Consider the following 26,961-nt stretch of genomic DNA (forward strand, 5'->3'; position numbering starts at 1 on the left):
GGAAATGTCGCTCCAGCCGCTCGTAAAGCAAGTATTCCGGCTCGCCCCCTCAATCATCTCGCCCCGAATTCGACGCAGCCATGCCCCTCCCTGGCAGGAGCTTCAGGTCTAAAGCCGTATAATTCTTTAATCACCGGGGGAAAATACTTTGGCACTTTATCACTTTACTCTGCCTTCATTTACACCGCGCTTCACCGGTGCTATACTCTTGTCTGGTTAAGTATTCCATTGGAGGGACAATTTAATATGAAACAGCGGATGCGGTCTTTTACTCAGGAACCAATCACAGCAAAAATTCTGGAGTATGTATATATCCTTGCAGGATCAGCTGCCGTAGCGCTTGCCTTTAACCTATTCCTGCTGCCGAACCGGGTGGCTTCCGGCGGTGTAAGCGGGATCAGCACGATTTTAAATGATGCATTCGGCTTTGAGCCTGCTTATGTACAGTGGGCCTTTAATATTCCATTGTTTGTAGCGGGAGTTGTACTGTTAGGAAGACAGTTCGGTTTTAAAACCCTGATCGGTACGCTCTTTTTGCCTTTCATCGTTTATCTTTCAAAGGATATGGAGCCTGTAACGAGAGACCCGCTGCTTGGAGCACTCTTTGGAGGAATAGGAGTAGGACTCGGGTTAGGCCTTGTGTTCAGAGGAAAGGCTTCCACAGGCGGGACCGATCTGGCTGCTCAAATTATTCATAAATACACAGGCCTGACGCTTGGAACGTGTGTAGCAATTATTGACGGAATGATTGTGCTGGCCGCTACCTTTGCTTTTGACATTGAAGGGGGATTGTATGCCTTAATCGGGCTGTATGTCACGAGCAAAACCATCGACATAGTGCAGATCGGGCTCGGCCGTTCCAAAATGGCGATGGTGATCACGAGCCATGAAGAAGAAATTAAACAAGCCATTTTAAAGAAGATTGACAGAGGAGTTACGAAGGTATCAGCTTTCGGAGGATATACAGATATAGAAAAACCGATTCTCATGTGCGTAGTGGATCAGACCGAATTCACAAAACTGAAACAATTGGTCCGATCTATTGATCCGTCTGCCTTTGTAGTCGTTATGGATGCTTCAGAGGTGCTGGGAGAGGGTTTCAAGCGGGCGTGACTAGGTTATAATGGTAACGATATACAGCTTGATAGGAGGCTGCTCCATTGAAAAGAAAAGCATTTGCACTTATATTCGGCACATCGATCATGTTAACCGCCTGCGGTGGAGGCGGAGAATCTGCTTCTGAACCGTCTGCAACAGATGGCGAGCAGTTATTTAAGCAAAACTGCACAAGCTGCCACGGAGCTGATCTTAAAGGATCTTCCGGCCCCAGCCTGGTAAAGGTCGGAGCAGAATACGATGCGGCAGAAATTGAAAGTATCATTCAAAACGGCCAGGGCAATATGCCCAGGGGGATTTTGGAGGGTGAAGACGCTAAAAAAGTGGCAGAATGGCTTGCTGAAAAAAAATAAGAGATTCCCGACCCGGGAATCTCTTATTTTTTAGAGTGGATGTCGAAATATGGAACTTTCTTTCTGTAGAAACCTCCAAATACCTATACCCAAATTCAATAAAAACATTACTGTTTTTACAGCCTTGAAATGAAAATGTAATATAATTGGGGCTATTTTTGGCGAATGTTGGTGTTATAATGGACGTTGTGAGAAAAGATTTGGTAATAGGACTATGTTTATACAATCGACAATAAGCAACAATAATCGCAGTTGAAATAAATGACACAAAAAAACTAGTTTTGGGTGATTTGCATGATTGAAATGGAGAAGATATTTAAAACATACCCAAACGGTGTAGTCGCCATCAATGGAATTGATGTGAAGATTAACCAGGGTGAATTCGTTTATGTAGTCGGACCAAGTGGAGCCGGAAAATCTACTTTCATCAAGATGATGTACCGTGAGGAAAAGCCAAGCTCTGGTAAAATAGTCATAAACGGAGTGAATCTCGGAAAGCTGAAGGAAAGCAAGGTCCCCTTCCTGCGAAGAAGCATCGGGGTCGTTTTCCAGGACTTTAAGCTTTTGCCAAGATTGACGGTTTATGAAAATGTTGCGTTCGCTATGGAAGTAATCGGCGAGAACAGCAAAACGATTAAAAAACGCGTAATGGAAGTGCTGGATCTAGTTCAGCTTAAACATAAAGCCAGAAGTTTTCCTGATGAACTTTCAGGGGGAGAGCAGCAGCGTATTTCTCTGGCAAGGTCCATTGTCAATAACCCGGGTGTGGTGATTGCGGATGAGCCTACAGGAAATTTGGATCCTGATACATCATGGGAGATAATGAATGTGTTTGAAGAAATTAATAACCGCGGCACGACAGTGGTTATGGCGACGCACAACCGTGAAATTGTCAATACGATGAAAAAGAGGGTCATTGCAGTCGAAGACGGAAAGATTGTCCGTGATGAGGCCAGAGGGGAGTATGGTATTTATGATTAAAACCCTGGGCCGTCACTTCCGCGAAAGTCTTAAATCCCTCGGCAGAAATGCATGGATGTCCTTTGCATCCATAAGTGCAGTTGCTGTCACGCTTATACTGGTCGGAACCTTCCTCGTCATTATGATGAACCTCAACCACTTTGCGAATAACATCGAAAATGATGTGCTGATCAAAGTGCTGGTGGATGAGACAGCCTCCGAAGAGGAACGAACCAAGCTGGAAACGGATATCAACGGTGTAGATGGAATTGCCAGTGTTGAATTTTCATCAAAAGAAAAGGAGCTTGACCAAATTCAGCAGAACTTTGGCGAGCAGGGAGAAGCCCTGGAGCTGAGAGATCAGGGAAATCCGCTCAGAGATGCTTATATTGTGAAAGCAGAAGAGCCTCAGGAAACCGCAAAAATAGCTCAACAGATCGAAGAACTTGACAGCGCCTATAAAGTCAATTACGGCAAGGATGAAGTGAAAAAGCTCTTCAGCGGTTTGAATACAGCAAGAAATATTGGGATCGGGCTTATTATCGGCTTAGTCTTTACAGCGATGTTCCTAATATCAAATACTATTAAAATCACAATCTTTGCCCGCAGGCGGGAAATTGAGATTATGAAACTGGTAGGGGCCACGAACTGGTTTATCCGCTGGCCGTTCTTCCTGGAAGGACTAATGCTCGGAACGTTTGGAGCAGCCATTCCAATCGTTATACTCGTCTTTGCCTACAGCAGCTTATATGAATGGGCCGCACCGCAGCTGGCCAACTCTTTTGCCGAGCTGCTGCCGTTCTATCCGTTCGTATGGCAGGTATCCCTCATCCTGCTTCTTATCGGGGCGCTGATAGGAGTATGGGGAAGTCTGATGTCCGTAAGAAAGTTTTTGAGAGTATAAGGCAAAAAGGGTCGGACTGGCTTCAAAGGCCAGTCTGCCGCTGCCTTACATAGAGACAGGGGAGGAAAACAAGGTGAAAAGAAAGCTTTTAACTTTTGGGGTCGCTGCCATCGTCACGGTAAATGGCGTTCTAATACCGCTTAGCAGCGATCGGGTCCATGCAGAAACTTTAGAAGAGAGACAGAAAAACATTCAAGACAAGCAATCCGGGGTCGAATCTGACCTTTCAGGCAAGAAAAAGAAAATAGATGAATTAACAAAGAAGCAAGAAGAGCTTAACGCAGAAATCAAGCAAATTGATACGGAAATGACTGAAACTAACGCAAAAATCCGGGATAAGCAGACCGAAGTTGATCAGGCTAAAAAAGACATAGAAGACCTGAAAACGGAAATTGAGGAAATTAAGCAGCGGATTAAAGAAAGAAATGAAATAGTAAGGGAACGCGCACGTGCAATGCAGGAAAATGGCGGCATGGGAAGCTATTTAGATGTGCTTCTGGGTGCTCAGGACTTTGGTGACTTTATTTCAAGAGTCGGCGCAGTGTCCACGATTATTGGAGCTGACAATGATATCTTAAAAGCACATGAAGATGATAAAAAGAAACTTGAGGAAACAGAAGCAAAACTAAATTCGACCCTTCAATCTTTAGAGAATTCTTTAACAGAGCTTGAAGGACTGAAGGATGAACTGAATAAAAAGTCAGCAGAGAAAAACTCTGTGATGCAGGAAGTTATAAAACAAAACAAAGAAACTGAACATGAAATGCACGAGCTGGAAGATGAGTCCGCATTCCTTCAGGATCAGGAAGCAGCTGTTAAGCAGGAGATCCAGCGTGCGAAAGAAGAAGAAGAGAGACGCAAACGCGAAGCAGCGGCAGCTGAAGCAGCAGCTAAAAAAGAAGCTGAACAAAAAGCAGCCGCACAAAAAGCAGCAGAACAGAAAGCAGCGGAAGCAAGAAATAGCAGTTCTTCCAGCAGCAGCCAGTCAAACAGCAGGTCGTCAGGCAGCTCTTCAAGTGCACCCGCTCCAAAAGCATCCCAAGCTCCAACTCCGAGCGGAAATGGTATGTTCATTTGGCCCGCACAGGGAAGACATTCCTCTGAATTTGGCATGCGTGTGCATCCGATATCTGGCCAGAAGAAGCTCCATGGCGGTATTGATATCGCAAATGGAAATGTACCAATTCGCGCAGCAGCATCAGGTACAGTAGTCCGTGCAGCTTATTCCAGCAGCTGGGGAAATGTTGTCTTTATCACTCACAGCATTAACGGGAAAATATATACAACGGTCTATGCTCACTTGGATTCAATGAATGTCAGAAGCGGACAATCTGTCAGCCAGGGGCAGCAGATTGGAATCATGGGAACAACGGGAGGTTCTACAGGAACTCACCTTCACTTTGAAGTGCATCCAGGAGGATACTCTGGTAAAGGAAGCGCTGATAACCCAAGAAAATATTTGCCTTAATGGTCTGATAGAATGACAGGCGTCCTTTAACAGGGCGTCTGTTTTTTATTTCCTCAATTCGCTGCACTCTAAACATCTCCCAATTTTTACATGTTTTGTACAAGCCTGCATATACTATCAGGAGCACCGGTACGAAATGTAATGAAACGTTTGTTTAAGGGCAGACAGAAGGAGGACCAGGATGAATCAGAAGATAACCGCTCTAATGCTCGCGGCAGCCATGATGGCTGGAGCTGGAAGTATGTATGCCGGCATAGAGCTTCTCGAAAGGGAAAAGCAAGCAGAATCATCAGCAATTGAAAAGATTCATGCAGAGCCTGCCTCGGCAGAGCCGGCGGCTGACACCAATGCGGATGCTGCAGAGAGCATGGAAAAAATCAAAAAAGCATACGAGCTGATCTCATCTAAATATGTGGAGAAAATCGATCAGGAAGAACTCATGGAAGGGGCCATTCAAGGCATGCTTTCAAAGCTCGAGGATCCCTATTCCGTTTATATGGATAAAGAAACAGCCAAGCAGTTTTCAGACTCGCTTGACTCATCCTTTGAAGGGATTGGGGCTGAGGTGGGAAAACGCGATGATCACATCATTATCGTTTCCCCATTCAAAGGTTCTCCGGCAGCAAAAGCAGGGCTGCAGCCTAATGATGAAATCATCCGCATTAACGGTGACTCTATAAGGAATCTTGATTTAAATGAAACGGTGCTTAAGATTCGGGGAAAAAAAGGGACAAATGTCATAATCGAAGTGAACCGTCCGGGAACCAGGGGAAATTTAACTTTTTCCGTAAAAAGAGACACCATTCCGGTTCAGACCGTTTTTAGTGAAGTGAAAACCTATGAAGGCAAAAAAGTGGGCTACATGGAAATCACCTCTTTTGCAGAGAAAACAGCAGATGATTTTATTAAGCAGCTAAAGGATCTTGAAGCGAAGCAAATTCAAGGGCTTGTCCTAGATGTAAGAGGAAATCCAGGCGGCTATCTGCAAAGTGTTGAGGAGATTCTGAAGCAATTTGTGACAAAGGGTCATCCATATATTCAAATTGCTGAACGCTCTGGAGAAAAAACGGAGTATTTCTCGACACTTAAAGAAAAGAAAGCTTATCCTGTCAGTGTAATTATTGACAAAGGCAGTGCTTCTGCTTCGGAGATTCTGGCTGGCGCTCTGAAGGAAGCCGGCGGATATCCAATTGTCGGTGAAACGTCCTTCGGCAAGGGAACGGTTCAGCAGGCTGTGCCGATGGGAGATGGCAGCAATATCAAATTAACGCTTTACAAATGGCTTACGCCGGACGGAAACTGGATCCATAAAAAGGGTGTCGCTCCAACTGTCGAGGTCAGACAGCCTGAATACTACTACGCCGCTCCGATTCAAACGGATAAACCGCTTGCTCAGGATACGAATGGAGAACAGATTCAATTGGCCCAGGGACTGCTCAAAGCACTGGGGTTTGACCCCGGCCGGACAGATGGGTACTTCAGCAGCTCCACAAAAGCAGCTGTTCAGCTATTCCAGAAAAAGAATGGATTAGCGGCCTCTGGAATATTGGATGAAAAAACCGTTTCAAAAATTAATGAAACCGCGGCACTGAAACGTCTAAACAAAGAAGAGGACCGACAGCTTCAAGCAGCAATGAAGGTTTTATTCTAAATGATGAAATCTTAAACGAGCAGGCTGATGCCTGCTCGTTTTTGCATGGCCATAGTACAGGTGGGAGTTGCTGACCGGTAAGCAAGTCACAGATTCTGACACATGGAAGACATTACTCTGGCGGATAAAGAATAGCAGCTGGAAAGAAGCCGGCAACAAAAGACCTGTTAAACATGTAAAAATCGTAAAATATGTCATACTTACGAAACATATTTAAGAGGGAAGAATTGTTTAATCCATTTTTTCCTAGTTATAATTGCCTTACATGCCGTATTTTAGGCGCTTTTACATAAAAAATGCATCTTTCGAAAGTTGTTGAACCTGGAATTTGTATTTACTATGGAAGGAGACGCTGTTCTACAACACACGATATTGGGGGTTTATCATTGAAAAGGGCTAGTGTGATGAGAGAACAAATATACCGCAAGCTGATGAGAGAGTTAAAGGGCCAGCTGCAGCCATCACTTGTTTCAAATGCCAAGATTTCAAAATGGCTGCATCTTTTTTGCATGTATCTGGCTAATTACACGGAAGTGAAAGAAATGAGAGAAATTGAAGAGGAGATCATAGAGGAGTACTTCAAGTATTTAACGGCCAATTACAAAAGGCTGTCTCTCGGTCTCAGCGACATTAAACGATCTATGCAGCTGCTCGAAGATACGTTACATATAAAAATTGAAGCGCCGCTGCTGGATTTTTCGCTATCTAATTCATCCCTTTGGGGCAACCTTAAATAATCGCTTCAAAAAACCGGTTCCGTAACATATTCATTCCATTCAACATTTGATAGAATAAGGAATAGATAGATACGTTCAGGATGAATGTGTACGGAATACTGCCGGTGTACCGCCGGCCGGGATGGTGGATCCTATATGGATTGGACGATAGAATTGCTAAAAGGGGCAGGACGTTTTTTCCTGCATCCGCTTGTGTATTACATAGTGCTGTACAGCCTCTTTTTAGGGACCCTTCGTGTCAAACGGGAGCGTGCAGCCTTTCATACAAAGGTAGAAGATATTTACGATGACCTGAAATTTACTTTTACGAAGGGACTGTTTATAGGATTGATGGTTTCAGCCGTCATAATCCTTACAGGGCTGTCACTCCCCTTCGGCCTGCTGATTGCAGCGGGAATTGCGGCAGCGGGATTAAGTCTATTCTTTAAAGTTCAGCTGCTGTCAGCGGCCTTTACAATGGGAATTGCTTTTGCTGCCGCTGTCATCCTTCCAAGCTTCCCAACGGATGCCATTTTACGTTTTTTTGAAGGAATAGAAGAGACGAATCTTTCTGCTCTTACGATTCTGACGGGAATTCTCCTGTTGGCGGAAGGCTTATTGGTATATCGCTCGGGCCATATACGCACTTCGCCGGCCATTATGGTCAGCAGCAGAGGACTGCCGATCGGGAGGCACATCGCCAACCGCACCTGGATGCTCCCGGTCATCTTTTTTGTTCCGGGGGGAGCGCTGACTTCTGTTTTTTCATGGTGGCCAGTGTTTGAAATGAACGGACAAAGCTTCTCTCTAATCATCGCGCCGTTTTTAATTGGATTCCGCCAATCAGTGAGAGGATCTCTTCCGAAAGAAAGCATTCAGGTTTCCGCTAAACGGATTATCTGGCTCGGGCTTCTTACGTTAGTGATTGCCTGTGCATCGGTGTGGTGGCAGCCGCTCGCATTCGTTTCCATCCTGTGCGCGGTGGCAGGAAGATCATTTCTGATTATCCGCCAGAAAATGAATGATGACTCTGCCTCCTTCTTTTTCTCAAAAAAAGACAGAGGACTGATGATTTTAGGGATTCTGCCAGGCTCTCCAGCTGACAAAATCGGCCTTAAAGTTGGTGAGACCATTATTAAGGTGAACGGAACACCTGTTAAAAACACCGGAGAATTTTATGAGGCGCTGCAAAAAAACAGAGCGTTATGCAAGCTTGAAATGATTGGGCTCAATGGAGAAATCCGCTACGAACAGCGTGCTACATACGAAGGGGATCACCATGAGCTTGGTCTGCTGTTTGTGGAACAACCGCGGATAAAGAGTCTGGATGCGGTATAATTCTTAAACTATTCGGGGAGTTACATTTCCCCGTTTTTTTTTGGTTTTTCTGATTTGGCGGTCCCTTTCGTCCTGCTCGTTTCGCTCTCCAGTAAAAGCTCATGAAATATCCTGTAATTCACAATGAAATCCCTCACTAACTTTGGTAGACTAATACTTGGTGATCAGTCGATTTAATAGATAGGAGCTTTATGATGAGCCAAAAGAAAAAACGTGTGGCTGAATTAGATATAATCAGGGGGATTACGATCTCACTTGTCGTGCTTGGCCATACAGCCATGCCTGATCGATATGATGTTTTCTTTTCACATTTTAGAATGCCGCTCTTTTTTATTGTGTCAGGGTATTTGTTCAGCCTTGTAAAATATGAAAGTGACGTGAAGCTCTTTTTTAAAAATAAGCTGATGAGGCTGGTTTTGCCCTATTTCTCTGCGTGCTTTTTGCTTTTAGGCATGCGGATTGGGATGGAGAAGTTTTATCAAATAGATAAAGGGGCCGATTTATCTTTTCTGCTGTTCGGTATCTTTAACGGCAATGGAAAATATCTCGTCGTTGATGGGCCGGCCTGGTTCCTCATCTGTCTCTTTATGACGGAGCTTTTCTATTTGCTGATGGCAAGGCTGCTCCACGGGAGACCGTTTGTCCTTAAGTTCGTCATTTTTGCAGCTGCAGGTGCTGCGGGTGCATGGATTGGGAAAAGTGTATTCCTCCCTTGGAATATGGATCTCGCAATGGTTGCGATGTTTTTCCTCTTTATCGGAAATGAGCTGAAACGGGTTCAGTTCTTTTCAAATCCCAAGCTTTATTATTCTTTGATCCTGCTGTCAATTTGTATTTATCCTTTTACAAGCGGAATGAATGACTTTGCTGACATGAACTATCGTAAATACGGCAATCTCTTTTTGTTTTATTTAAATGGCGTGACAGGAGCCTTTATCGTCTTCTTTATTACCCGTCTCTTTACTAAAAGCAAAATTATTACATTCGTCCTTAGCTATATTGGCCGTAATTCTATTAATCTGCTGTTATTCCACGTCGGGTTCATCTTTTATTTTCTTACCCTGTTTAATGAGAGGTACCCGCAGTCCATTACGGTTAACTGGGGCGTTGCATTTTTAATCGGTGTGACCGGCAGCTTGCTGATAGGGGCCATTATCCGCAGAAACCAATATTTGCGTCTCCTCTTTAACGGGGTTCCGCTGAAAAAGAAGCATCAGGAGCTGGAAAAGAAAACAGCATAAAGATTCAAGGCCTGTCCCACTAACGCTTTGGGCAGGCCTTTTTTGTAATTTCCATTAACTGGTAAATGGAAGAGGGTGATTTCTCTTTCATTTCTCCGTGTTCCTGTTTTGAATAGTGATATTCGGAATTCCGCGACTTTTAAGCTGGATACTGCCAGACAGGGTAAGGAATTCGTTCTTCGGGCTCCCAATGATACCTGGGAAACACATGGGCATGCAAATAGGCATCTGTATTTCCGTAAATAGAATCATTTACCCTTATTGGAGTGCACACTTTTTGGATGGCTTCTCAGACTTAACTCAAGTCTAACAGGTATTCACTCCGCTGGGTGAAACGAAGTTCTACGAGTGTGTGAAACTCTTTGAAGGGTAAAAGCACACAATAACCCGGCAGAAACTGAGTGTCCCCAATCACTGCAGAACCGCTGCGCATTTCTGTTATAACCATTGGGTTTTCCGCGGTGAGCTGAGGCGATTCGATTTTCTTTCCACTCTGTATTTACACTCATTTATACCTCTCCCACTATAAGACTTCATCCGCTGGTCTTAATAAAAACTGATAGTATCCCCGTCGAGGAAATTATAAGGGGAATCACCTAAAAAAAGGTTAGATTTGGAGTTTATATGGGTAAATAAGGCAGGTAATCATATTTTAGAATGGTGAGGGATGGCTGATGAATAGGCTGGAGATTTATGAAAATAAGAAAAAGCTTTGGTTGTTTTTTTCGTTAATGGTGATTTTGGCTATTGGATTTATGATACCGATTGTCCTTTATGCAATGGATCAAAGCTCGATAGAATTGTATATTGTTATCCTTTCGATTTTTGTTGTAGCGGCTGTTGTTTGGGGGTCAGTAAAAGTTATTTCCCGTATAAACGCCAAGCTGCCGTACCTCATTTTTGATGAGGAGAGCATTACTATATCTCCATATCCTCAGCAGCATTTGCGTTTTTCTTTAGCTGATATCGACGGGGTCATCCCTTACTCTATTAATGGACAAAATTTTATCGGGATTGTGCTGAAGAATGAAGAGAAGCAGCTGGAAAAGATTCCCCCCAATCTTAAGAGAGCGGTAAAGATCAATAAAAGCACCGGCTTTCCTGCCTTTAATATTCACCTGAACTACATTTCCAGGCAGGATCTTCCCGCTGTTGTGGAGAGGTTTGAAAGGATTGGCCTGCCGCTGGGGCTGGAAACAGCGAACTAGAAGATTGGGAGTGCCGAGGGCGCTTCCATTTTTTTTTCGTTGTTTGATAAGGTTTACAAATCTTTAACCTGTTTGTGGCTGAATGTCCATATTCCCTTCTTACACTTAATGACAAATTACTGTATAAGAACCGCTTAAGCTTACAATATCGACCGTTTGTGTTTTACCGTTTACTAAGTAGAATTTTTGATTGTCCGGACTGTATTTTGCAATTTCACCAATCTCGCCTTCTTCGTCTGAAGCACCGGTGCTGTATCCGGTAATTTTAGAAATTCCCTTTGCCCGACGAAACGCCAGCTGATTCTTGCAGGCCACGAAGTCAGCGGAACGGTCGCCGTTAACCAAATGGGAACTGCTCCATTTGTACCTGATACAATGGCGCCTGAACTGACCCTTAAGAGCATCAGTAAAAATGACAGGCAGGTCAAAGGGAGAACTGAAGCAGGTGCAGCTGTTTATATTTTCACCGGAACAAAAACATACAAAGCTCAAGTAAACAAAAGAGGGAAATTTGCAGCAGAGATTCCTCCTCAAAAGACCGGCCGGATCATCATTGCAACAGCAATAGATGAGAGCGGCAATAAAACCGTGAAAAGCATAAAGGTTTCTGAATACAAGTAACAGGCCTAAAAGACCCGCATGCAGCGGGTCTTTTCCTTACCAGACATGATTCCTTCGCTTCAAAAATAAAAAATGATAAAAAAGAAGTGCCGGATAGAAAGAAACTGTGATACGATACTGTTTGTTTAACATTTCCAATTGGGTAAAGAAGGTGACAGCATGAACTTGCAGAAGGATGCAGGAGTGAACAAAAAGCCGGCGAAGGAATGGTCTCTCTTTGTCCTGACTTGGCCGATTTTTCTGGAAGTTTTTTTATTTATGCTTATGGGAATCGCGGATACCTTTATGCTCAGCGCCATCTCGGATGATGCTGTTGCAGGTGTCGGTGCCGCTAACCAGTATTTGCACATTGCCATTCTAATCCTGGAGGTCATCGGGAACGGAGCCTCGATTGTAGTCGCACAATACCTTGGCTCGAAAAGATTTGAAGAGGCTGCAAAAATATCGGCTTTGGCCGTTGTGCTCAATCTCGCTGCCGGGCTTATCATTAGTGCATGCTTTCTCTTTTTCAGCAGCAGTATGCTCCAGGCTCTCAATCTGCAAGGTGATGTACTGAACAATGCTCAAAATTATTTGCATATCGTCGGCGGGGCTATTTTCCTTCAGGCCATTATCAATTCACTCGCAGCCATTATCCGAGTTCACGGTTTTACAAAAGAAGCCATGCTCGTCTCACTCGGAATGAACGTGCTTCACATTGCGGGTAACTATTTGCTGATTTTCGGCACCTTCGGTTTTCCGGAAATGGGAGTGGAGGGAGCGGCTATTTCTTCTGCTGTCAGCCGGTTCGCAGCATTGACCGTCTTTTTCTGGCTCCTGTACAGGATCATGGACGTCCGTATTAAAATACAGGATTACATTTCATTCTCAAAAGAATATGTATTAAAAATATTTAAAATAGGCCTTCCCTCAGCCTTTGAACAAGTCATGTACCAGGCATGCCAAATCGTTTTCCTGTATTATGCGACGTTTCTCGGAGCCTCCTCCCTTGCAGCGAGGCAATACGCAACCAATTTATCGATGTTCATATTCCTTTTTGCCATAGCCGTCGGTATGGGGACAGCGATATTGGTCGGAAGATTTGTCGGAGGCGGTCAAAATGACTCCGCTTACGGGCAGGTATGGAAAAGCGTTAAATGGGCCAGTGTCGTTACACTGGGTATGGTTGGAGTCGTCATCCTGCTTCGTTACCCGCTCATGAAGATGTTTACGGATAACGAAGAGATCATTCAGCTCGGTGCAAGTGTCCTGCTGCTCAGTGTCGTTCTGGAAACAGGGAGGACGATGAACATTGTCCTGATCAATTCATTAAGAGCTGCAGGCGATGCCCAATTCCCGGTATGGATGGGAATGATTTCAATGGTTGGAATGAGCGTGCCTCTTGGCTATTTCTTAGTCTTCCAGCTGGATATGGGACTCGCGGGAATTTGGCTGGCGATAGCTGCAGATGAATGGACCCGCGCGGTTATTATGTTTTTTAGATGGAAAAGCAGGAAATGGGAAAAGTTCGCGCTCGTTAAGCAATCAGGGGCAGCGTAGCTTTTTCCGGGAGTCCGATCTTTCTTGAACGGGGGTTAGTAAATATTGCCGCTTGAACAGACGTCCATAATGTATGACCATAGAAGCAGGCAATTACCCACGATTCAAAAGGAGGACACCATGAAAAACTGGAAGAAGGCCGTAACATTCGGCATCACATCTGCATGTATTCTGTCTCTAAGTGCCCTTAATCCTGCCCCTTCAAAGGCTGCTGCATCGGAACGCGATCCGGTCATTTTTATTCATGGAGCAGGCGGGATCGGTCATAGCTTCACAATAATCGAAAACAGACTGGTGAAAAACGGCTGGGACCGGGACGAGCTCTATGCCATTGAAATGAAGGATAAAACAGGAAACAATCGAACGAATGGCAAACAGCTGGCTGAGTTTGTTGAAAAAGTGAAGCAGGAGACCGGGAAAAGCAAAGTGGACATTGTTGGCCACAGTGCAGGCGGCATGAACGCTCTGCACTACGCAGCAAACCTTGACGGCGCTGAAAACGTGGAAGACATCGTCACACTCGGCGCCCCTAATCGCCTTGCAGCGAGTGAAGCCCCGGAACAGGTTTCGTACACCTCCATCTACAGCAAAACAGATTTTATCGTAAACAACCGACTATCCAAGCTGGATGGAGCAAAAAACATCCAAATCAGCGGGATTGATCACTTCGGTTTTCTATACAGCAGCAAAGTTCAGCCTCTTATTGAAGAAGGACTGAACGGCGGCGGAGAATAAAGTTTAGAGACTGGCCCATGAGGAAAGTGCTTCCTCTATAGGAGCCAGTCTTTTTTTGTCGGATGTTTTTGATAAAGGGGTTCAGGAGGTGGTGCCGGAGCTTTCGTGCTGTAAAGGGGTGAGGGACAGAGGCAGCGATTGGCAAGGCCTTGTGTAACAAGGCGCTGCGAATGAGGTGCCGGAGCTTTCACACATTAGCGAAATTGGGGCCAGGCACGGTGCCTGTCCCCTGCTGCTTCACCGCAGCGGGGGACAGAGACATGACTCCGCCATCCGCTGTCCGCCAGAGGTTCAAGGGAAGAGTGCCGGAGCTTTCATCCTGTAGTGAAAGTGGGGTCAGACCCCGCCGATTTCAAGTTTCAAAGCAGGATGGTGCCGACCCATCCAGCTTTTGTGCTAATCTTGATAAAATTCTTGGGAAATTCCCGAATTTTGTATTGTAATTTTCTGAAGTTTCATATACAATTTTTTTGAAAACGATTTCAAAGATCGATTTCAGAAACAAGGGGGGAATGGATAAGGGGGATCTCGATTGGCAACTATTACGGATGTTGCAAATCTTGCAGGATTATCACGGTCAACCGTATCAAGGGTTATGAATAATTATCCCTATGTGTCGGATGAGAAGAAGAGATTAGTAGAGGAAGCGATGAAGAAGCTGAATTACTATCCAAACTCTTCTGCTCAAAATCTGAGAAGCCAAAAGACGGATACCGTTGCTGTATTTATTCCAATGCTCACGAATCCATTTTTTTCGTATTTGCTCGAGGGTATTGATACAGTGGCAACTGAGAACGGGTTCCGGCTGCTGGTATGCCAGACCAGATATGACCGAAAGACAGAGATGAAGTTTTTTAATCTAGTAAAGTCTAAGCAAGTGGATGGAATTATTCTTACTTCTCTTGAAAACCCCTGGGAGTCTATTCAGGATTATACGTCATACGGACCGGTTGTCATGTGCAACGAGTATGACCATGCATCAAAAACTCCAAACGTCCGTCTTGATCAAGTTTACGGAGGCTATATAGGGACAAGGCATCTGGTTGAAAAAGGCCACAAAAAAATTGCGTTTTGCCAAGGGAGCTTCCACAGCTTTATCTCAAAAGCAAGGGAAGCAGGATACAGGCTTGCCATGGAGGAGTTCCATCTTCCGGCTCATGATGAATGGGCGTTCAGGATAGCGGCGGATTACCATGACGGCAAAGAAGTGATGAGAAGAATCGCGGCGATGGCAGATCGTCCAAGCGCAATTTTCACAGGGAGTGATCAGGTCGCGGCCGGGATTGTTTACGAGGCCAAACAGCTGGGATTCAGAGTTCCGGAGGATTTGGCGGTTATCGGTTTTGATGACCAGCCGATCGCAGAAATGACGCTTCCGCAGCTCACAACCATCCGCCAGCCCTCTCATGAAATAGGGGAAAGGGCTATGAAGCTGATGCTGAATCTCCTGCTGCCCCCTGAAGAGGCCCCTGATCTTCCGGAAAATCCTCTCCAGCTTGAAATTGTGGAAAGAGCTTCTACCTAGCGCGCATTAATGAAAGGGCTTACAAACTATCTGTTTTCATCCCCTCAATAACACTTACGGGGGAATCGGCGAAAGAAGATCCTATTAAAAAAATTAAAAGGGGTAATGAAGATGAAAATGAAAAAGACACGTTTTGCTGCTGCTGCAGCCCTTACTCTTTCACTGGCATTAACAGGCTGTGCCTCTAATCAATCTTCAGGTGAATCGGATTCAAAAGAAAAAGAAGGCAGCAAAGGCGAAAAAGTAACCATTACGTATGCCCGGGGTAAGGATGTTACACAAGGTACCACGAAGATGGTTGAAGCATTTGAAAAGAAACATCCAAATATTGATGTTGAATTCCGTGAAATGCCAGCTGATTCAGGAGCCCAGCATGATGCTTATGTAACCGCATTCAATGCAAACTCCTCTGAAATTGACGTGTTTGATATGGATGTAGTCTGGCCGGCTGAGTTTGCACAAGCCGATTACGTTCTTCCGCTGGACCGCTACATCCAGCAGGATGGAATTGACTTGAGCGAGTACAACGAAGGAGCACTTGCTGCCTCTCAATTCAACGGCAAGCAGTGGGCGCTTCCTAAATTCGTTGATGCAGGACTCTTGTTTTACCGCACGGATCTTGTGAGTGAAGAAGAAGTTCCTGAAACATGGGATGAGCTGATCGAGCAGGCAGCCGCTAAAAAGGGCGAGGGCGGAACGAAATTCGGTTATGTGATGCAGGCGAAGCAATATGAAGGACTTGTTTGTAACGCAATCGAATTCGTGGCAGCTTACGGGGGAGAATTTATTAACGAAAAGAACGAAGTCGTCGTTAACAGCCCTGAAACCATTAAAGGTCTTTCCAAACTAGTAGAAGTTGCGAAATCTGACTTTGTACCGGAGAACCTGACTACATTTACAGAGATTGAATCCGACCAGGCGTTCATTGAAGGCCAAACCGCGTTCCTGCGCAACTGGCCATATGAGTACGCAAGTGCCAACGATGAGGAAAAGTCAAAAATCGCCGGTAAAGTAGCAATTGCTCCGCTTCCGTCAGGGGATAAAGGCTCTGCAGCAGCACTTGGCGGCTGGCAGGCAGGAATCAACAAAAACTCTGAGCATCCGAAAGAAGCTTGGGAATTCCTTAAGTTTATGGCAGGAGAAGAAGGACAAAAAATCGATGCCATCCATGGCGGACACGCTCCAACCATCAACAAGCTTTTTGAAGATAAAGAAGTGCTTGAAGCAAATCCTACATTTGGAGATAAAAATTTCCAAGAAGGCTTAATGGCGGCAGTACCGCGTCCGGTTGCAGCTAACTACCAGGAAATCTCTGAAATCATTCAGATCAACGTTTCCAAGGCAATCGCAGGCGACATGACGGTGGAGGAAGCTGCCCAAAAAATGGAAACAGATATGAAAGGTCAAGTAAAATAACGTTTAATGGATTTGAGGCGCGCCTTTGCCCTGTATGAAGGGCAATGGCGCTTTTTATCTAAGACAGCAGATCGAGAGCAGCACTGCTGATTGACATTATGGCTGTACGGCCGCCGGATCTACCATAAGGGAGTGAGAGAATGGAAACGAAAACATCGACTTCTGCCCATGCACCTAAAAAACCGAAGCACAGGAAGAAAAAAAATCCCGAACGGCTTGTAGCGTATACGCTGATCGCGCCATCGCTGATTCTCATTCTGGCCATTGCCATCTGGCCTGTATTGCAATCATTCTATTACAGTATGTTTGACTTAAAGCTCAGTGATCCGGCTAAATCCGAAACTCACTTAAGCTATGAAATCGATCTCTCAAGATATTTGGATACGTATCCTTTTCTGATCAGCGGGATCGATAAGGAAATCGGGGCGAATCCCCAGGAAGAGCTGACGGCTGTCAAGGAGGATTTGACTGCGCTGGACAAGCGGCTGCAGGATAATCCGGATATTAAAAAGAACTATGACCTTGTGAACGACAAATTGATGAACTTTGAAAAAGTAGAGGAAGATACAGCAGTTGTTAAGATAGATGAAGCGCTAGCCAAGGACATTCTCAAAGAGTCCAAGGAAGCGGAAGAAACGCTGAAAAACCTTGAACTGGAAGATGAAAAAACGATTACTGGACTTGCGAATGGACTGAAGGATCCAATCCGGCAGCCGAATTTTATCGGGTTTCAGCATTACGCCGATAATCTAACCGATGCAAGAATGTGGAAAGCCCTTAGCAATACAATGGTATTTACCATCGTCTCTGTCGGGTTTGAGCTGGTCATCGGTCTTGCGATTGCTCTTTTAATCAACAAAGCCTTCTTCGGAAGAGGACTCATCCGGGCAACGATTTTAATTCCGTGGGCGATCCCAACCGCTGTATCAGCCCTGATGTGGAAATTCCTGTACGATGGTCAAAACGGGATCATCGCGAAAATCTTTGAAGAAGTCGGATTAGTGGATAAAATGGCCTACCTGCTTACAACGAATACAGGCGCCATGTTTTCGGTCATTTTTACGGACGTGTGGAAAACGACACCTTACATGGCATTGCTGCTCCTCGCAGGATTGCAGACGATTCCAGGCTCGCTGTATGAAGCAGCATCGATTGACGGAGCATCTAAATGGAAGCAGTTTACGAGCATCACGCTCCCTTTGCTTAAATCAAGTCTTCTCGTTGCCCTGCTGTTCCGTACGCTGGATGCATTCCGGGTATTCGACTTGATTTTCGTTCTGACCGGGGGAGGACCGGCGAACTCCACTGAAACAATTTCATTGCTTGCCTACAAGTATATGTTTAACCAGCAGAACTTTGGAGAAGGCTCCGCGATTTCCGTCATAGTATTTATCTGTGTCGCGATTATTTCAATGATATTCATTCGTTTCCTCGGAAGAGATTTATTAAACGACGGACCAGGGAAGTAGGAGGGAAAAACAGATGAATAAAAAACCAGGTATCCTTTTCTACGTGTTTTTGGCGGTGTTTGTATTTGTGGTCATGTTCCCGTTTCTATGGATCCTGCTCGCATCCGTAAAACCGGCAACGGAATTGTTCGGCGAGAAAGCCTTTACTCCTTTTACAGACAATCCAACCTTTAGAAACTATGTTTCCGTATTCGTGGATTTTCCGTTTTTAAAGTATTTGTGGAATAGCTTTGTGGTGGCCATCAGCACAACAATTTACACCGTTTTTGTCGCTTCCTTTGCCGCCTATGCGATCGCAAGGCTGAAGTTCAAAGGGAAAACAGTCATTCTCGGACTCGTGTTATCCGTTACCATGTTTCCCCAGATTGCAACGATATCACCGATCTATATCATTTTGAAAAATTTAGGGCTGACCAACTCCTACCTTGGATTGATCATCCCTTACACAACGATTGCTTTACCGCTTTCCATCTGGCTGCTTGTTACCTTCTTTAGAAAAATTCCTTTTGAACTGGAAGAAGCAGCAAAAATGGATGGAGCAACCATTATGCAGACGTTTTGGAGAGTCATTTTCCCTCTGGCTGCACCAGGCTTGTTTACGACGGCCATTCTCGTATTTATCGCAGCCTGGAACGAGTTCCTGTTCGCTCTGACCATCAACACCGATCAGGCGTACAAAACCGTCCCCGTCGGGATTGCATTGTTCCAGGGGCAGTTCTCGATTCCATGGGGTGAGATCTCCGCTGCAACAGTGATTGTAACGATTCCGCTTGTCATTCTCGTGCTGCTTTTCCAGCGGAGAATTGTTTCAGGACTCACATCCGGATCTGTGAAAGAATAGAGATTAAAATCGAAACCCCGGATCGCCGAGCGCAGTCCGGGGTTTTTGTCATGAACAGGGAATAAGAACGCATTTCAGCGGTACCAGAATAGATTAGACAGGGGTTAAATATAATAAGTTATCGGGTTGCTAATCCTGAGAAAAGAGGAAACATCGTTTAGAGAAAATAAATATTCAAACCAACGATTGTTAATATTACGAGTTTAAAAAAGTTAAAGGGATCTGTTTCGTGATTCGGCAAATTTATTTATTGCCTAAGGATGCAAAATTAATAGATATAAATAACTGGCTCCGTGGAGGGATCGAGAAATGGTTTTCTCAAAAAAGAAGGACAAGTTTTCAGATATGCTGATTGATATTTCGGAAAACATGAAAACAGCTTCTGAATACTTCGTCACATATAAAATCTCAAATGCCCATGATTTAAAAGAGTTTTTTAAAACTGTGAAGGATTATGAAACTAAAGGGGATACCCTGGTTCATACCCTCAATAAAGAGTTAAACCAAGCCTTCATAACACCGATTGAACGTGAAGACATCCTCCAGCTGGCTTTGATTCTGGATGATGTAATCGACGGATTTGAGCAGGCCGCAGCTTTATTCGAAATGTATTCTGTGACTCAGCCTACAGATCATATGAGAAAATTTGCCGCCCTGCTGAATGAAGCCGTTATAGAAATTTCAAAAGCCATCAACTTGCTTTCCGAACGCAAGCTGGAGCTTGTACGCGCGCGCTCCATCCGCATAAAAGAAATAGAGTCGAATTGTGATAACCTTCTTCGCACTTCAGTGAAGAATCTATTTGCTGTGGAAAGGGAAAATCCGATTAAACTCATCCAGCATAAAGAGATATTGGAAACGATGGAGGAAATCGCTGACACCTGTCAGGAAGTTGCCAACGCACTTGAAACCATCATCATAAAAAACGCGTAAGGGCGGGCTGATCCTTTGGAAATGGCCTTAGTCATTACCATCCTTATCGTAATCGGAGCCTTGGTATTCGATTTTATTAACGGGTTTCATGACACAGCAAACGCCATTGCCACATCGGTTTCCACAAAAGCTCTAAAACCCCACCACGCAATTATTCTGGCGGCGGTCATGAACTTTATCGGGGCAATGACTTTTACGGGAGTGGCCAAAACGATTACAAAGGATATTGTGGACCCATTCACGCTTCAAAATGGATCCATCGTCATCCTTGCTGCCTTGACAGCCGCTATAGCCTGGAATTTAATTACCTGGTATTACGGAATACCAAGCAGTTCTTCCCATGCTCTGATCGGCTCGATCGCCGGCGCTGTAATAGCAGCGGCGGGGCTGGGCGCATTAAACTGGGCAGGTTTTATTAAAATTATCCAGGCGCTGATTATCTCACCGCTATTGGCTTTCGGAATCGGATTTGTCGTTTACAGCATCTTCAAGGCCGTCTTTAGGAAAAATCATCAGCTGACCAAAACCAACAGCCGCTTCCGCCGCATTCAAATTGCAACAGCAGCTCTTCAAGCCTATTCGCATGGCACGAACGATGCCCAAAAGGCGATGGGGATTATCACGCTTGCCCTTATTGCCAATGGATTTCATACCCGTCCGGGTACCATCCCGCTATGGGTGCAATTCTCCTGCGCGGTCGCAATGGGGATCGGTACTTCCGCAGGAGGCTGGAAAATCGTCAAAACAGTTGGCGGGAAAATTATGAAAATCCGTCCGGTGAATGGAGTTGCAGCCGATTTAACCTCAGCGGCCATCATCTTTGGAGCTACATACCTTCACCTCCCGGTCAGTACTACCCATGTTATATCCTCATCGATTCTTGGAGTAGGATCTGCACATCGGGTTAAAGGGGTAAAATGGGGAACCGCGCGCATGATGCTGATCACTTGGATCATCACTCTTCCGATTTCTGCATTGCTCGCAGCGATTATGTACCTGATCTATGACTTGTTCTTTTAATCTATACAAAGAACCCCCTTCGCAGAGGGTTCTTTTAGTATGTTCCTAGTTTCTAGGATGAAGATAGCCATCGGTGCCGGAGCTTTATTGCTCTAAAGGGTCGGGGGACAGAGACATGCCCCGCTCGAGCCTTATGCAGCAAGGGCTAGAGGATCAGGTGCCGGAGCTTTAGTACGGCAGTGGACAGCGGGACAGGCCCCGTGCCAGACCCGCCCCGCTTTAACGCATAGCGGGACGGAGACCTATGCTCCCAAAGCCTTGCGGCACAAGGGAGGGGGAGCATAGTGCCGGAGCTTTAGCACTTTATCAGAGTGAGGGCCAGACCCCTCAATTGAGGGGGAGCATAGTGCCGGAGCTTTAGCACTTTATCAGAGTGAGGATAGAGACCACTCCGGTCCGTTATGCCGCTTATTTCCCGGCGGCGTAAATGGAGTTCGCCAGCAGCCGGTAGCTATACTGCGGATGTGCTTTGTTCGTCAGGTCCGTTGAAAAGAGAGTGATGCTGTCTTTTGAGATCGCTATAGCCTGCCCCTTTAACGAGTGGTGATTCGGCCACCAGCCGCTTACGAAAAAGTCGTCCTGTTTTGAAACCCGGGCAAGCACGGATGCATCTTCCGGTACAGCTTTCATATAAGAGCCGCTTGCAATGTACAATTTTTCCTTGTTGCTGTATCCGCTTGTGAGCAGCTGTCCTGCTGCGACATCTGTCCAGAGCAGTCCTTCATGATAAGCGCGGGACCCGGTGGTCGTTGAATAATCGAAGCCTGGTAAAAGGTTCTCTTTTTCAACAAAATTTAAGGAGCTGCTTCCGATTCCGATATACGGTTTTCCATTTTGAATGAGTGTTTTATTTCCGAGCCCTGCATCGTCTACGATCACGTCCGCTTCCGCTTCGCTTGCTGCAGACTCAAAACCTAATTGCCTAAGGACGTATTTGGATGCCGCTGAACCGGCGGCGAATACTTTCGGCTGCTTAAGCGGTTTTTTGCTGCCTGTTCCAGTATAAGGAGTGGTTTCCAAATAATATTTTTTCCTGATTGCATCCAGATCTTTAGTGAGAACGAGAAAGTCACCCGTTTCATATCCTTTTTCCGGTTCTAGTATCTGCTGGACCGGTTTCTTGTTTTTCAGCAGTTCATTTACTGCTTTCACAGCTTCATTGTTCACGTTTTTGATAACAAAATACTCGGTATTGCCCTTTAATTCTGTTTTTGGAGCTTTTACCTTTTTCACTGGCTTCAGTTTGCTGCTGAAGGCATCTTCGGATCTAACCTCCATCCGTGTGAAGCCGCGGAGGTCGTGGAAGTTATTGATCACTTCTGCATACATTTCGTCCCATTCAGATAAATCTTCGCCATCATAAAGGACGGCATTGACGAAGCCCCGCTTCGCCTGCTTCATATCAATGACATAGGAGCCTTCAGGATACGATTGCTTGCCGACTTTGATTTTTTTGACAGACTGGCTCACTTCAATGCCGTTGCGAATCAAATACTCGGCCATGTTGTGCGCTTCCATCACATTCTTTTGAAGCTTCCGGTCCACGGGAATAACGTAATAATCAGGGAAAAAGCTCTCGTTGTTCCTGCGGTCACGGCCGATCGCTTCTCCTTCAGGATTGACAAACCACTTATCCACTGCGCGGTCATCAATACCCTGTACACCCCGGGCGTATACATCCAGCTGGCTGCTGAACAGTTTCTCCTTGTTGTCGGAGACATATTTGGCAGCACCCAGGCCGGCGTTTACCAGAGCGTCATAGGACTCAGAATTAATGTCCGGGATTTCCACTGTATGGCCCATTGCTCCGTGAAACATGGAATAGGTCGACGTATAGGAAGGGGTCGCATCATCAAAGCCGCTCGGCCAGTCATTCAGCGGGATGAGGTAGCTGTCATATTTCGTATTCGCGATCCCTGCTTTTCCCATTTCCTCGGCTTGTTCAAGCATTCCATCCATCAGCAAATCATACTCATAGTTTGGATTGTGGGGAGGGGTACATGGCTCGATGACAAATTCGTCATAAAAACCATGAAAGTCCAGCATGGATATAGGTGACCATTTAGCCATGGCCTTTGATAGATGCTGTGTTTCAATTTGTGTCTGGTACGTATTATCCCGATTCAGGTCAAATCCGTTCGCGTTTTGACGGGTGTTGTGGACACGGCCATCCGGATTTTGGGTGAAGTTGAAAAGGAAAATGGCGTTATCGAGAACCTCATCGATATCGAGGCGGACTTCTTTTTCTTCCCCGCTGCTTCCGGTCGTTTTAAAGGCTCTGTTCTCTTTAGTGGCAAAAATCCGGTACAGCTCGATGATCGCGTCTACACCCGGAGATTCGTCCGGATGAATATTGTTAATCCAAATCGGGACTTTGTAATCCTTCAGCTTTCCTTTTTCAATTTGTTCTTTTAAGTCCATGGGATCTTCAAGTTTTTGGCTGGCAATCTCATTCAAATACTGGTCTACAGAGGCTTTGTCCTTAGCCAGGACCATAAAATGCATCGGTCTGCCCTCGACCGAATTTCCGAGGTTTTGATAGGAGACGAAGCGTCCATTAATGGCTTCTTTGCTGATTTGATCAATGGCAGGCTTGATTTCCTCCCATTTTAAATATTCATCATAAACATTCAGCTTAAGGGGAACGCTTGCGGTTTGCTCTTTTTCGGTATCCGCTGCTGCTAATTCATAGTTGCCGATCAGAGCAGGGTAAAGCGTGCGCAGACTTCTCGGGGAGACGTCTTCAGTCCCGTAAAGAAGACTGAATTTCAGTTTGGCTTTTACTTTTGTGGTTCCTTCTATGTAGGAGGGCTTCTCTGAAAAAGTGATGTATGGGGCGCCTGAGTAACTCTTTGCCTTCGCATCCCATTGCTTCCATTCATTCAGCGGTTTTCCGCCAAATGTCCATTCCAATTTGTTTAGATCCACGGTGTACCCGAGATCCATTGTTGCTTCAATCTCCCGTGCTTCGGTCATTGAAATGAGAGGCTGGTCGACCTTCAGTGAGGCGGCGGATTCAGGTACAGCGCTTGCTTCCTGAGCGGGCGGCATCGCCATTGAGATAAACAGCATAAAAGCAAACAGCAGCGTTACACTTTTTTTATACATGTTTCCCCTTCCTTTCTCGTAATCTTCCAAAAAGGTAAAGCGTATAAAAAGATTAACACAATCTGGAAAGGAAAAGAAGTTTTATATACATATAATTTTATAAATATGTATTGTCAGATAATAAAATTTTAATTATTTCTGTATGTTTTGATAGAAGGATAATCACTTAATGAATGAATATGCATTTGGTTCTGGGTTATAGCTGCGCTTTTTCCCCATAAACTTGTACAAGGGGGGATGCGTATGCTTCCATTTTTGTTTGTGTTATCGGCTTTTCTTTTTATCTGTGCGACGGTATCGATTCTTAAGTCCTGGTGGAAACCGGGCTGGCGCGGTTTAAGCGCATGGGAGCTCTTAATAGAAAGAGAGGAGGAAAGAGAAGACGCAAATTAGGTCTTCCTTGTTTTTCAATAAATCCACTCTACTATTAAAGCAAAAGCAGGGGGGATGAAGAGGGATGAAGCTTGATCATATTGTTCATTATGTGCAAAAGCCTGCCGGACAGGCAGGAGCTGAATTTCAGCTGCTTGGGTTTCATACGGTTCCAGGGGGACGCCATGAGGATTGGGGGACAGCCAATAGCTTAAGTTATTTTGGCCTGGAATACATTGAACTGCTGTCCATAGAAAACCAGGAAAAAGCAGCAGCGTCCGATAATCCGCTTATCAGCATGTGTGCCTCTTTAAAAGAGCAGGGGCTGTGCCAAGTGGGGATTCGAACGGAGGAAATGGAAGAGCTGGCGGACCTTCTGCTACATCAGGGTTTGACTGTATCAGGTCCGTTCCCTGGGAGCCGCAAGCGGGAGGATGGGAGCGTTATTTCCTGGAGGATGCTGTTTGCCGGCCATCCTGAATCGGACTGTTCCCTGCCGTTTTTCATTGAATGGGGGACTCCGGATCAAGTCAGGAAGGAAGACTTGATCCGGACAGGTGCACTTGCTCCTCATCCTAATGGAATAAAAGCGATTAAAGAGGTTCTGTTTTTTACAGAAAATCCTTTAGAACTTGCCTCCAGATGGTCTGAATGGTTTGGCCTGGAGAAGCAGTCCGCGGAAAGCGGCCAAGCGAAGCTCCGCCTTGGGGATCAAAACCTGCTTTTTCAGCAAAGGGAAAAGCACGTTCAGCCTGGAATGTATGCCGTTTCTTTTAGTGAAAGAAAAACGAAAGAGCTCCGTGAAAAGAAATGGCTCGGGGGGACATATTTTGTCTGAGACTATATTTTCTAAACAGCCTCTATATGTTAACATTATAAACACAAAGGTTAACATATAGAGGGGGAAAAAGGGTGGAGAATGAAAGAAAGAAACTCCGCATGCTGATTTTATGCGGAATGTTTGCCGCGATTACCGCGGTGTTTGCGCAGATTGAAATTCCGTTGCCGCTTGTTCCGATCAGTGGACAAACGTTGGCTGTAGGTATTGCGGCAACCATCCTCGGGAGCCGTTACGGGGCGATGGCTATGCTTGTTTATGCGGGGCTTGGAGCGGCTGGGCTTCCTGTTTTTGCGGAGGCAAAAGGCGGGCTTCATATCCTGGCGGGACCAACCGGCGGCTATATTGCAGGTTTCGTTGCCGCAGCTTTTCTCACAGGGCTATTCCTGGAAAAAACGAAATTTACATTTGGATTTGCACTGGCTGCGAATATCATCGGTATGGCGGTCACGCTACTTTTTGGAACCGTCTGGCTTAAAATTGTCATGGCATTCTCATGGGACCAGGCACTCGCAGCTGGTACTGCACCGTTTATCGTTGTAGGGCTCATTAAAGCCTTTCTTGCAAGCTGGATTGGAATTGCTGTAAGAAAGCGGCTTGTGCTGGCAAAACTGCTTGAACATAAGGCGGAAGCTGCTTAATCTTCAAAGCTCATTCCTGAATGGGCTTTTTTGCTGTTTAGATCACGATGTAATGAGACTTTATGATAAAAGGATCTTCACCCGGCTCCAGCGCTTAGTCCTTCGAGGCTTTAAGTCCCTCAACATGCGAGTCCCGCAGCGCGCGGGTCAGTTCAGGAGAGCGGCAGGACGCTGCGGCCTTGGCAGAACTCATTATTTGTTTTATATGAAAAAAATAAGCCGGCATTTTGTACGATTACATCCTGGTCATAGTCCATAGAAGCAACATGATAGGAATTGGGCAGCGGGATTAGCTTTTTCCTGCTGGAAGAAATGGCTGCAATAATGTTTTGAGAACAGGCTGCAGGAACTACATGATCTTCAGGAGAATAAAAAACAGCGGCGGGGCACGAGACTTGCTCAAGCATTCCGGCTGCTTCGGCCATTGTCTTCTTCAGTTCGTAAACAGCTGCAGCAGGTACTTGATCATAAGCAATTTCCTTCGCTGCCTGATTTTTGATATCGGGTCTTCCTTCTTTTACATATCCTGTCGGTTCTTTGATTGCATCATAGCAGGGAGCTTCAAGAGCGGCATTGATTAAGCCGATTCCATCCATATCCGGGAATTTGCCGGCGAGCTTGATTGTCAGGCTTCCGCCCATTGATTGCCCGATCACATACACATTTGTGTAGCGGTTTTTTAGCTGGAGATAAGCTGTTTCCAATGAGTGATACCAATCCTGCGCGGTGCAAGCCTTCATATCAGACGGGCTAGTGCCATGGCCGGCAAGTCGGGGGGCATGGATCGAATATCCAAATTCAGCGAATTTTTCTCCGAGAGATTCCATGCTTTGCGGAGTCCCGTTGAATCCATGGCATAAAAGAATCACTTCCTCCGTGCTTTTTTGTATGGAAAAGGAATGGGCTCCTGCCAGGACCGGCTTTAATTCTTGCATATCATTCTGCCTC

The 26,961-nt window shown here is 45.4% G+C and carries 25 protein-coding genes; 22 read left to right on the forward strand and 3 right to left on the reverse strand.

Features of this window, described 5'->3' with window-relative positions; all coding sequences use genetic code 11:
• The first annotated feature begins 246 nt into the window (after positions 1 to 246).
• From ACQCVE_RS08670 to ACQCVE_RS08715, 10 genes are all read left to right on the forward strand, one after another.
• Positions 247 to 1,113, forward strand: a complete 867-nt coding sequence (locus tag ACQCVE_RS08670) for a YitT family protein (protein WP_426842850.1) — start codon at positions 247 to 249, stop codon at positions 1,111 to 1,113.
• A 47-nt stretch (positions 1,114 to 1,160) separates the two neighbouring features.
• Positions 1,161 to 1,469, forward strand: coding sequence for a cytochrome c551 (gene cccB / locus ACQCVE_RS08675; RefSeq protein ID WP_426862482.1), 309 nt, complete (start codon positions 1,161 to 1,163; stop codon positions 1,467 to 1,469).
• A 294-nt stretch (positions 1,470 to 1,763) separates the two neighbouring features.
• Positions 1,764 to 2,450 (forward strand): cell division ATP-binding protein FtsE, encoded by a 687-nt coding sequence (gene ftsE, locus ACQCVE_RS08680; protein WP_426842848.1) that lies wholly within the window; start codon positions 1,764 to 1,766, stop codon positions 2,448 to 2,450.
• Entirely contained in the window at positions 2,443 to 3,333 is an 891-nt protein-coding gene (gene ftsX, locus ACQCVE_RS08685) for a permease-like cell division protein FtsX (RefSeq protein ID WP_426842847.1), read from the forward strand. The genes ftsE and ftsX overlap by 8 nt, the downstream gene beginning before the upstream one ends.
• A gap of 73 nt (positions 3,334 to 3,406) precedes the next feature.
• Positions 3,407 to 4,801 carry a murein hydrolase activator EnvC family protein gene (locus tag ACQCVE_RS08690; protein WP_426842846.1) on the forward strand — a complete coding sequence of 465 codons (1,395 nt, stop codon included), beginning with the start codon at positions 3,407 to 3,409 and terminating at the stop codon, positions 4,799 to 4,801.
• 181 nt (positions 4,802 to 4,982) lie between these two features.
• Entirely contained in the window at positions 4,983 to 6,452 is a 1,470-nt protein-coding gene (locus tag ACQCVE_RS08695) for a S41 family peptidase (RefSeq protein WP_426842845.1), read from the forward strand.
• 386 nt (positions 6,453 to 6,838) lie between these two features.
• Positions 6,839 to 7,189: a swarming motility protein SwrAA gene (locus tag ACQCVE_RS08700; RefSeq protein WP_426862484.1), complete on the forward strand. Its 351-nt coding sequence runs from the start codon at positions 6,839 to 6,841 to the stop codon at positions 7,187 to 7,189.
• Positions 7,190 to 7,324: 135 nt separating this feature from the next.
• Positions 7,325 to 8,506: a PDZ domain-containing protein gene (locus ACQCVE_RS08705; RefSeq protein ID WP_426842843.1), complete on the forward strand. Its 1,182-nt coding sequence runs from the start codon at positions 7,325 to 7,327 to the stop codon at positions 8,504 to 8,506.
• Between the two features lie 194 nt (positions 8,507 to 8,700).
• Positions 8,701 to 9,747 carry an acyltransferase family protein gene (locus tag ACQCVE_RS08710; RefSeq protein ID WP_426862486.1) on the forward strand — a complete coding sequence of 349 codons (1,047 nt, stop codon included), beginning with the start codon at positions 8,701 to 8,703 and terminating at the stop codon, positions 9,745 to 9,747.
• Positions 9,748 to 10,421: 674 nt separating this feature from the next.
• Positions 10,422 to 10,955, forward strand: coding sequence for an STM3941 family protein (locus tag ACQCVE_RS08715; RefSeq protein WP_426862488.1), 534 nt, complete (start codon positions 10,422 to 10,424; stop codon positions 10,953 to 10,955).
• Between the two features lie 105 nt (positions 10,956 to 11,060).
• Here ACQCVE_RS08715 and ACQCVE_RS08720 read toward each other — a convergent pair whose 3' ends face one another.
• Complete coding sequence (locus ACQCVE_RS08720) at positions 11,061 to 11,300, reverse strand: hypothetical protein (protein ID WP_426862490.1); 240 nt, start codon at positions 11,298 to 11,300, stop codon at positions 11,061 to 11,063.
• Here ACQCVE_RS08720 and ACQCVE_RS08725 point away from each other — a divergent pair, their 5' ends adjacent.
• The 9 genes from ACQCVE_RS08725 to ACQCVE_RS08765 all read left to right on the forward strand — a co-directional run bounded on the left by ACQCVE_RS08725 (position 11,301) and on the right by ACQCVE_RS08765 (position 21,054).
• Entirely contained in the window at positions 11,301 to 11,576 is a 276-nt protein-coding gene (locus tag ACQCVE_RS08725; protein ID WP_426862491.1) for an Ig-like domain-containing protein, read from the forward strand.
• 159 nt (positions 11,577 to 11,735) lie between these two features.
• Complete coding sequence (locus ACQCVE_RS08730) at positions 11,736 to 13,115, forward strand: MATE family efflux transporter (protein ID WP_426842838.1); 1,380 nt, start codon at positions 11,736 to 11,738, stop codon at positions 13,113 to 13,115.
• Positions 13,116 to 13,235: 120 nt separating this feature from the next.
• Positions 13,236 to 13,850, forward strand: a complete 615-nt coding sequence (locus ACQCVE_RS08735) for an esterase/lipase family protein (protein ID WP_426842837.1) — start codon at positions 13,236 to 13,238, stop codon at positions 13,848 to 13,850.
• A gap of 532 nt (positions 13,851 to 14,382) precedes the next feature.
• Positions 14,383 to 15,375, forward strand: a complete 993-nt coding sequence (locus ACQCVE_RS08740; protein WP_426862493.1) for a LacI family DNA-binding transcriptional regulator — start codon at positions 14,383 to 14,385, stop codon at positions 15,373 to 15,375.
• A 111-nt stretch (positions 15,376 to 15,486) separates the two neighbouring features.
• A complete protein-coding gene (locus ACQCVE_RS08745) occupies positions 15,487 to 16,791 on the forward strand; it encodes an ABC transporter substrate-binding protein (RefSeq protein WP_426842835.1) in 1,305 nt (434 codons plus the stop codon).
• Positions 16,792 to 16,931: 140 nt separating this feature from the next.
• Positions 16,932 to 18,260 carry a carbohydrate ABC transporter permease gene (locus ACQCVE_RS08750; RefSeq protein WP_426842834.1) on the forward strand — a complete coding sequence of 443 codons (1,329 nt, stop codon included), beginning with the start codon at positions 16,932 to 16,934 and terminating at the stop codon, positions 18,258 to 18,260.
• Positions 18,261 to 18,273: 13 nt separating this feature from the next.
• On the forward strand, positions 18,274 to 19,101 hold the full coding sequence (locus ACQCVE_RS08755; RefSeq protein ID WP_426842833.1) for a carbohydrate ABC transporter permease: 828 nt from the start codon (positions 18,274 to 18,276) through the stop codon (positions 19,099 to 19,101).
• 309 nt (positions 19,102 to 19,410) lie between these two features.
• The gene (locus tag ACQCVE_RS08760; protein ID WP_426862495.1) at positions 19,411 to 20,034 is read left to right on the forward strand and encodes a DUF47 domain-containing protein; all 624 of its coding nucleotides are present in this window, start codon (positions 19,411 to 19,413) and stop codon (positions 20,032 to 20,034) included.
• 21 nt (positions 20,035 to 20,055) lie between these two features.
• Complete coding sequence (locus ACQCVE_RS08765) at positions 20,056 to 21,054, forward strand: anion permease (protein ID WP_426862655.1); 999 nt, start codon at positions 20,056 to 20,058, stop codon at positions 21,052 to 21,054.
• A 408-nt stretch (positions 21,055 to 21,462) separates the two neighbouring features.
• Here the strand turns inward: ACQCVE_RS08765 and ACQCVE_RS08770 are convergent, their stop codons facing one another.
• Positions 21,463 to 24,162 carry a M14 family metallopeptidase gene (locus tag ACQCVE_RS08770; protein WP_426862497.1) on the reverse strand — a complete coding sequence of 900 codons (2,700 nt, stop codon included), beginning with the start codon at positions 24,160 to 24,162 and terminating at the stop codon, positions 21,463 to 21,465.
• 243 nt (positions 24,163 to 24,405) lie between these two features.
• On the opposite strand from ACQCVE_RS08770, the gene ACQCVE_RS08775 reads away from it, so the two are divergent.
• The 3 genes from ACQCVE_RS08775 (at position 24,406) to ACQCVE_RS08785 (ending at position 26,013) form a co-directional block, all read left to right on the forward strand.
• Entirely contained in the window at positions 24,406 to 24,555 is a 150-nt protein-coding gene (locus ACQCVE_RS08775; RefSeq protein ID WP_426842830.1) for a hypothetical protein, read from the forward strand.
• A 64-nt stretch (positions 24,556 to 24,619) separates the two neighbouring features.
• Positions 24,620 to 25,372 (forward strand): VOC family protein, encoded by a 753-nt coding sequence (locus ACQCVE_RS08780; protein WP_426842829.1) that lies wholly within the window; start codon positions 24,620 to 24,622, stop codon positions 25,370 to 25,372.
• Positions 25,373 to 25,446: 74 nt separating this feature from the next.
• The gene (locus ACQCVE_RS08785; RefSeq protein WP_426862498.1) at positions 25,447 to 26,013 is read left to right on the forward strand and encodes a biotin transporter BioY; all 567 of its coding nucleotides are present in this window, start codon (positions 25,447 to 25,449) and stop codon (positions 26,011 to 26,013) included.
• Between the two features lie 152 nt (positions 26,014 to 26,165).
• On the opposite strand, the gene ACQCVE_RS08790 is transcribed toward ACQCVE_RS08785, so the two are convergent.
• On the reverse strand, positions 26,166 to 26,948 hold the full coding sequence (locus ACQCVE_RS08790; RefSeq protein ID WP_426862500.1) for an alpha/beta hydrolase: 783 nt from the start codon (positions 26,946 to 26,948) through the stop codon (positions 26,166 to 26,168).
• Positions 26,949 to 26,961: the final 13 nt, after the last annotated feature.

It is taken from the genome of Metabacillus sp. 113a (assembly GCF_050107635.1).
Taxonomy (GTDB): Bacteria; Bacillota; Bacilli; order Bacillales; family Bacillaceae; genus Metabacillus_B.

What these genes read in the sequence shown, in the direction of transcription:
- ACQCVE_RS08670 (WP_426842850.1), top strand. Translation starts at nt 247, where the DNA reads ATGAAACAGCGGATGCGGTCTTTTACTCAGGAACCAATCACAGCAAAA.
- ftsE (WP_426842848.1), top strand. Translation starts at nt 1,764, where the DNA reads ATGATTGAAATGGAGAAGATATTTAAAACATACCCAAACGGTGTAGTC.
- ftsX (WP_426842847.1), top strand. Translation starts at nt 2,443, where the DNA reads ATGATTAAAACCCTGGGCCGTCACTTCCGCGAAAGTCTTAAATCCCTC.
- ACQCVE_RS08695 (WP_426842845.1), top strand. Translation starts at nt 4,983, where the DNA reads ATGAATCAGAAGATAACCGCTCTAATGCTCGCGGCAGCCATGATGGCT.
- ACQCVE_RS08705 (WP_426842843.1), top strand. Translation starts at nt 7,325, where the DNA reads ATGGATTGGACGATAGAATTGCTAAAAGGGGCAGGACGTTTTTTCCTG.
- ACQCVE_RS08710 (WP_426862486.1), top strand. Translation starts at nt 8,701, where the DNA reads ATGAGCCAAAAGAAAAAACGTGTGGCTGAATTAGATATAATCAGGGGG.
- ACQCVE_RS08715 (WP_426862488.1), top strand. Translation starts at nt 10,422, where the DNA reads ATGAATAGGCTGGAGATTTATGAAAATAAGAAAAAGCTTTGGTTGTTT.
- ACQCVE_RS08725 (WP_426862491.1), top strand. Translation starts at nt 11,301, where the DNA reads ATGGGAACTGCTCCATTTGTACCTGATACAATGGCGCCTGAACTGACC.
- ACQCVE_RS08730 (WP_426842838.1), top strand. Translation starts at nt 11,736, where the DNA reads ATGAACTTGCAGAAGGATGCAGGAGTGAACAAAAAGCCGGCGAAGGAA.
- ACQCVE_RS08735 (WP_426842837.1), top strand. Translation starts at nt 13,236, where the DNA reads ATGAAAAACTGGAAGAAGGCCGTAACATTCGGCATCACATCTGCATGT.
- ACQCVE_RS08745 (WP_426842835.1), top strand. Translation starts at nt 15,487, where the DNA reads ATGAAAATGAAAAAGACACGTTTTGCTGCTGCTGCAGCCCTTACTCTT.
- ACQCVE_RS08750 (WP_426842834.1), top strand. Translation starts at nt 16,932, where the DNA reads ATGGAAACGAAAACATCGACTTCTGCCCATGCACCTAAAAAACCGAAG.
- ACQCVE_RS08755 (WP_426842833.1), top strand. Translation starts at nt 18,274, where the DNA reads ATGAATAAAAAACCAGGTATCCTTTTCTACGTGTTTTTGGCGGTGTTT.
- ACQCVE_RS08760 (WP_426862495.1), top strand. Translation starts at nt 19,411, where the DNA reads ATGGTTTTCTCAAAAAAGAAGGACAAGTTTTCAGATATGCTGATTGAT.
- ACQCVE_RS08765 (WP_426862655.1), top strand. Translation starts at nt 20,056, where the DNA reads ATGGCCTTAGTCATTACCATCCTTATCGTAATCGGAGCCTTGGTATTC.
- ACQCVE_RS08770 (WP_426862497.1), bottom strand. Translation starts at nt 24,162, where the DNA reads ATGTATAAAAAAAGTGTAACGCTGCTGTTTGCTTTTATGCTGTTTATC.
- ACQCVE_RS08775 (WP_426842830.1), top strand. Translation starts at nt 24,406, where the DNA reads ATGCTTCCATTTTTGTTTGTGTTATCGGCTTTTCTTTTTATCTGTGCG.
- ACQCVE_RS08780 (WP_426842829.1), top strand. Translation starts at nt 24,620, where the DNA reads ATGAAGCTTGATCATATTGTTCATTATGTGCAAAAGCCTGCCGGACAG.
- ACQCVE_RS08790 (WP_426862500.1), bottom strand. Translation starts at nt 26,948, where the DNA reads ATGCAAGAATTAAAGCCGGTCCTGGCAGGAGCCCATTCCTTTTCCATA.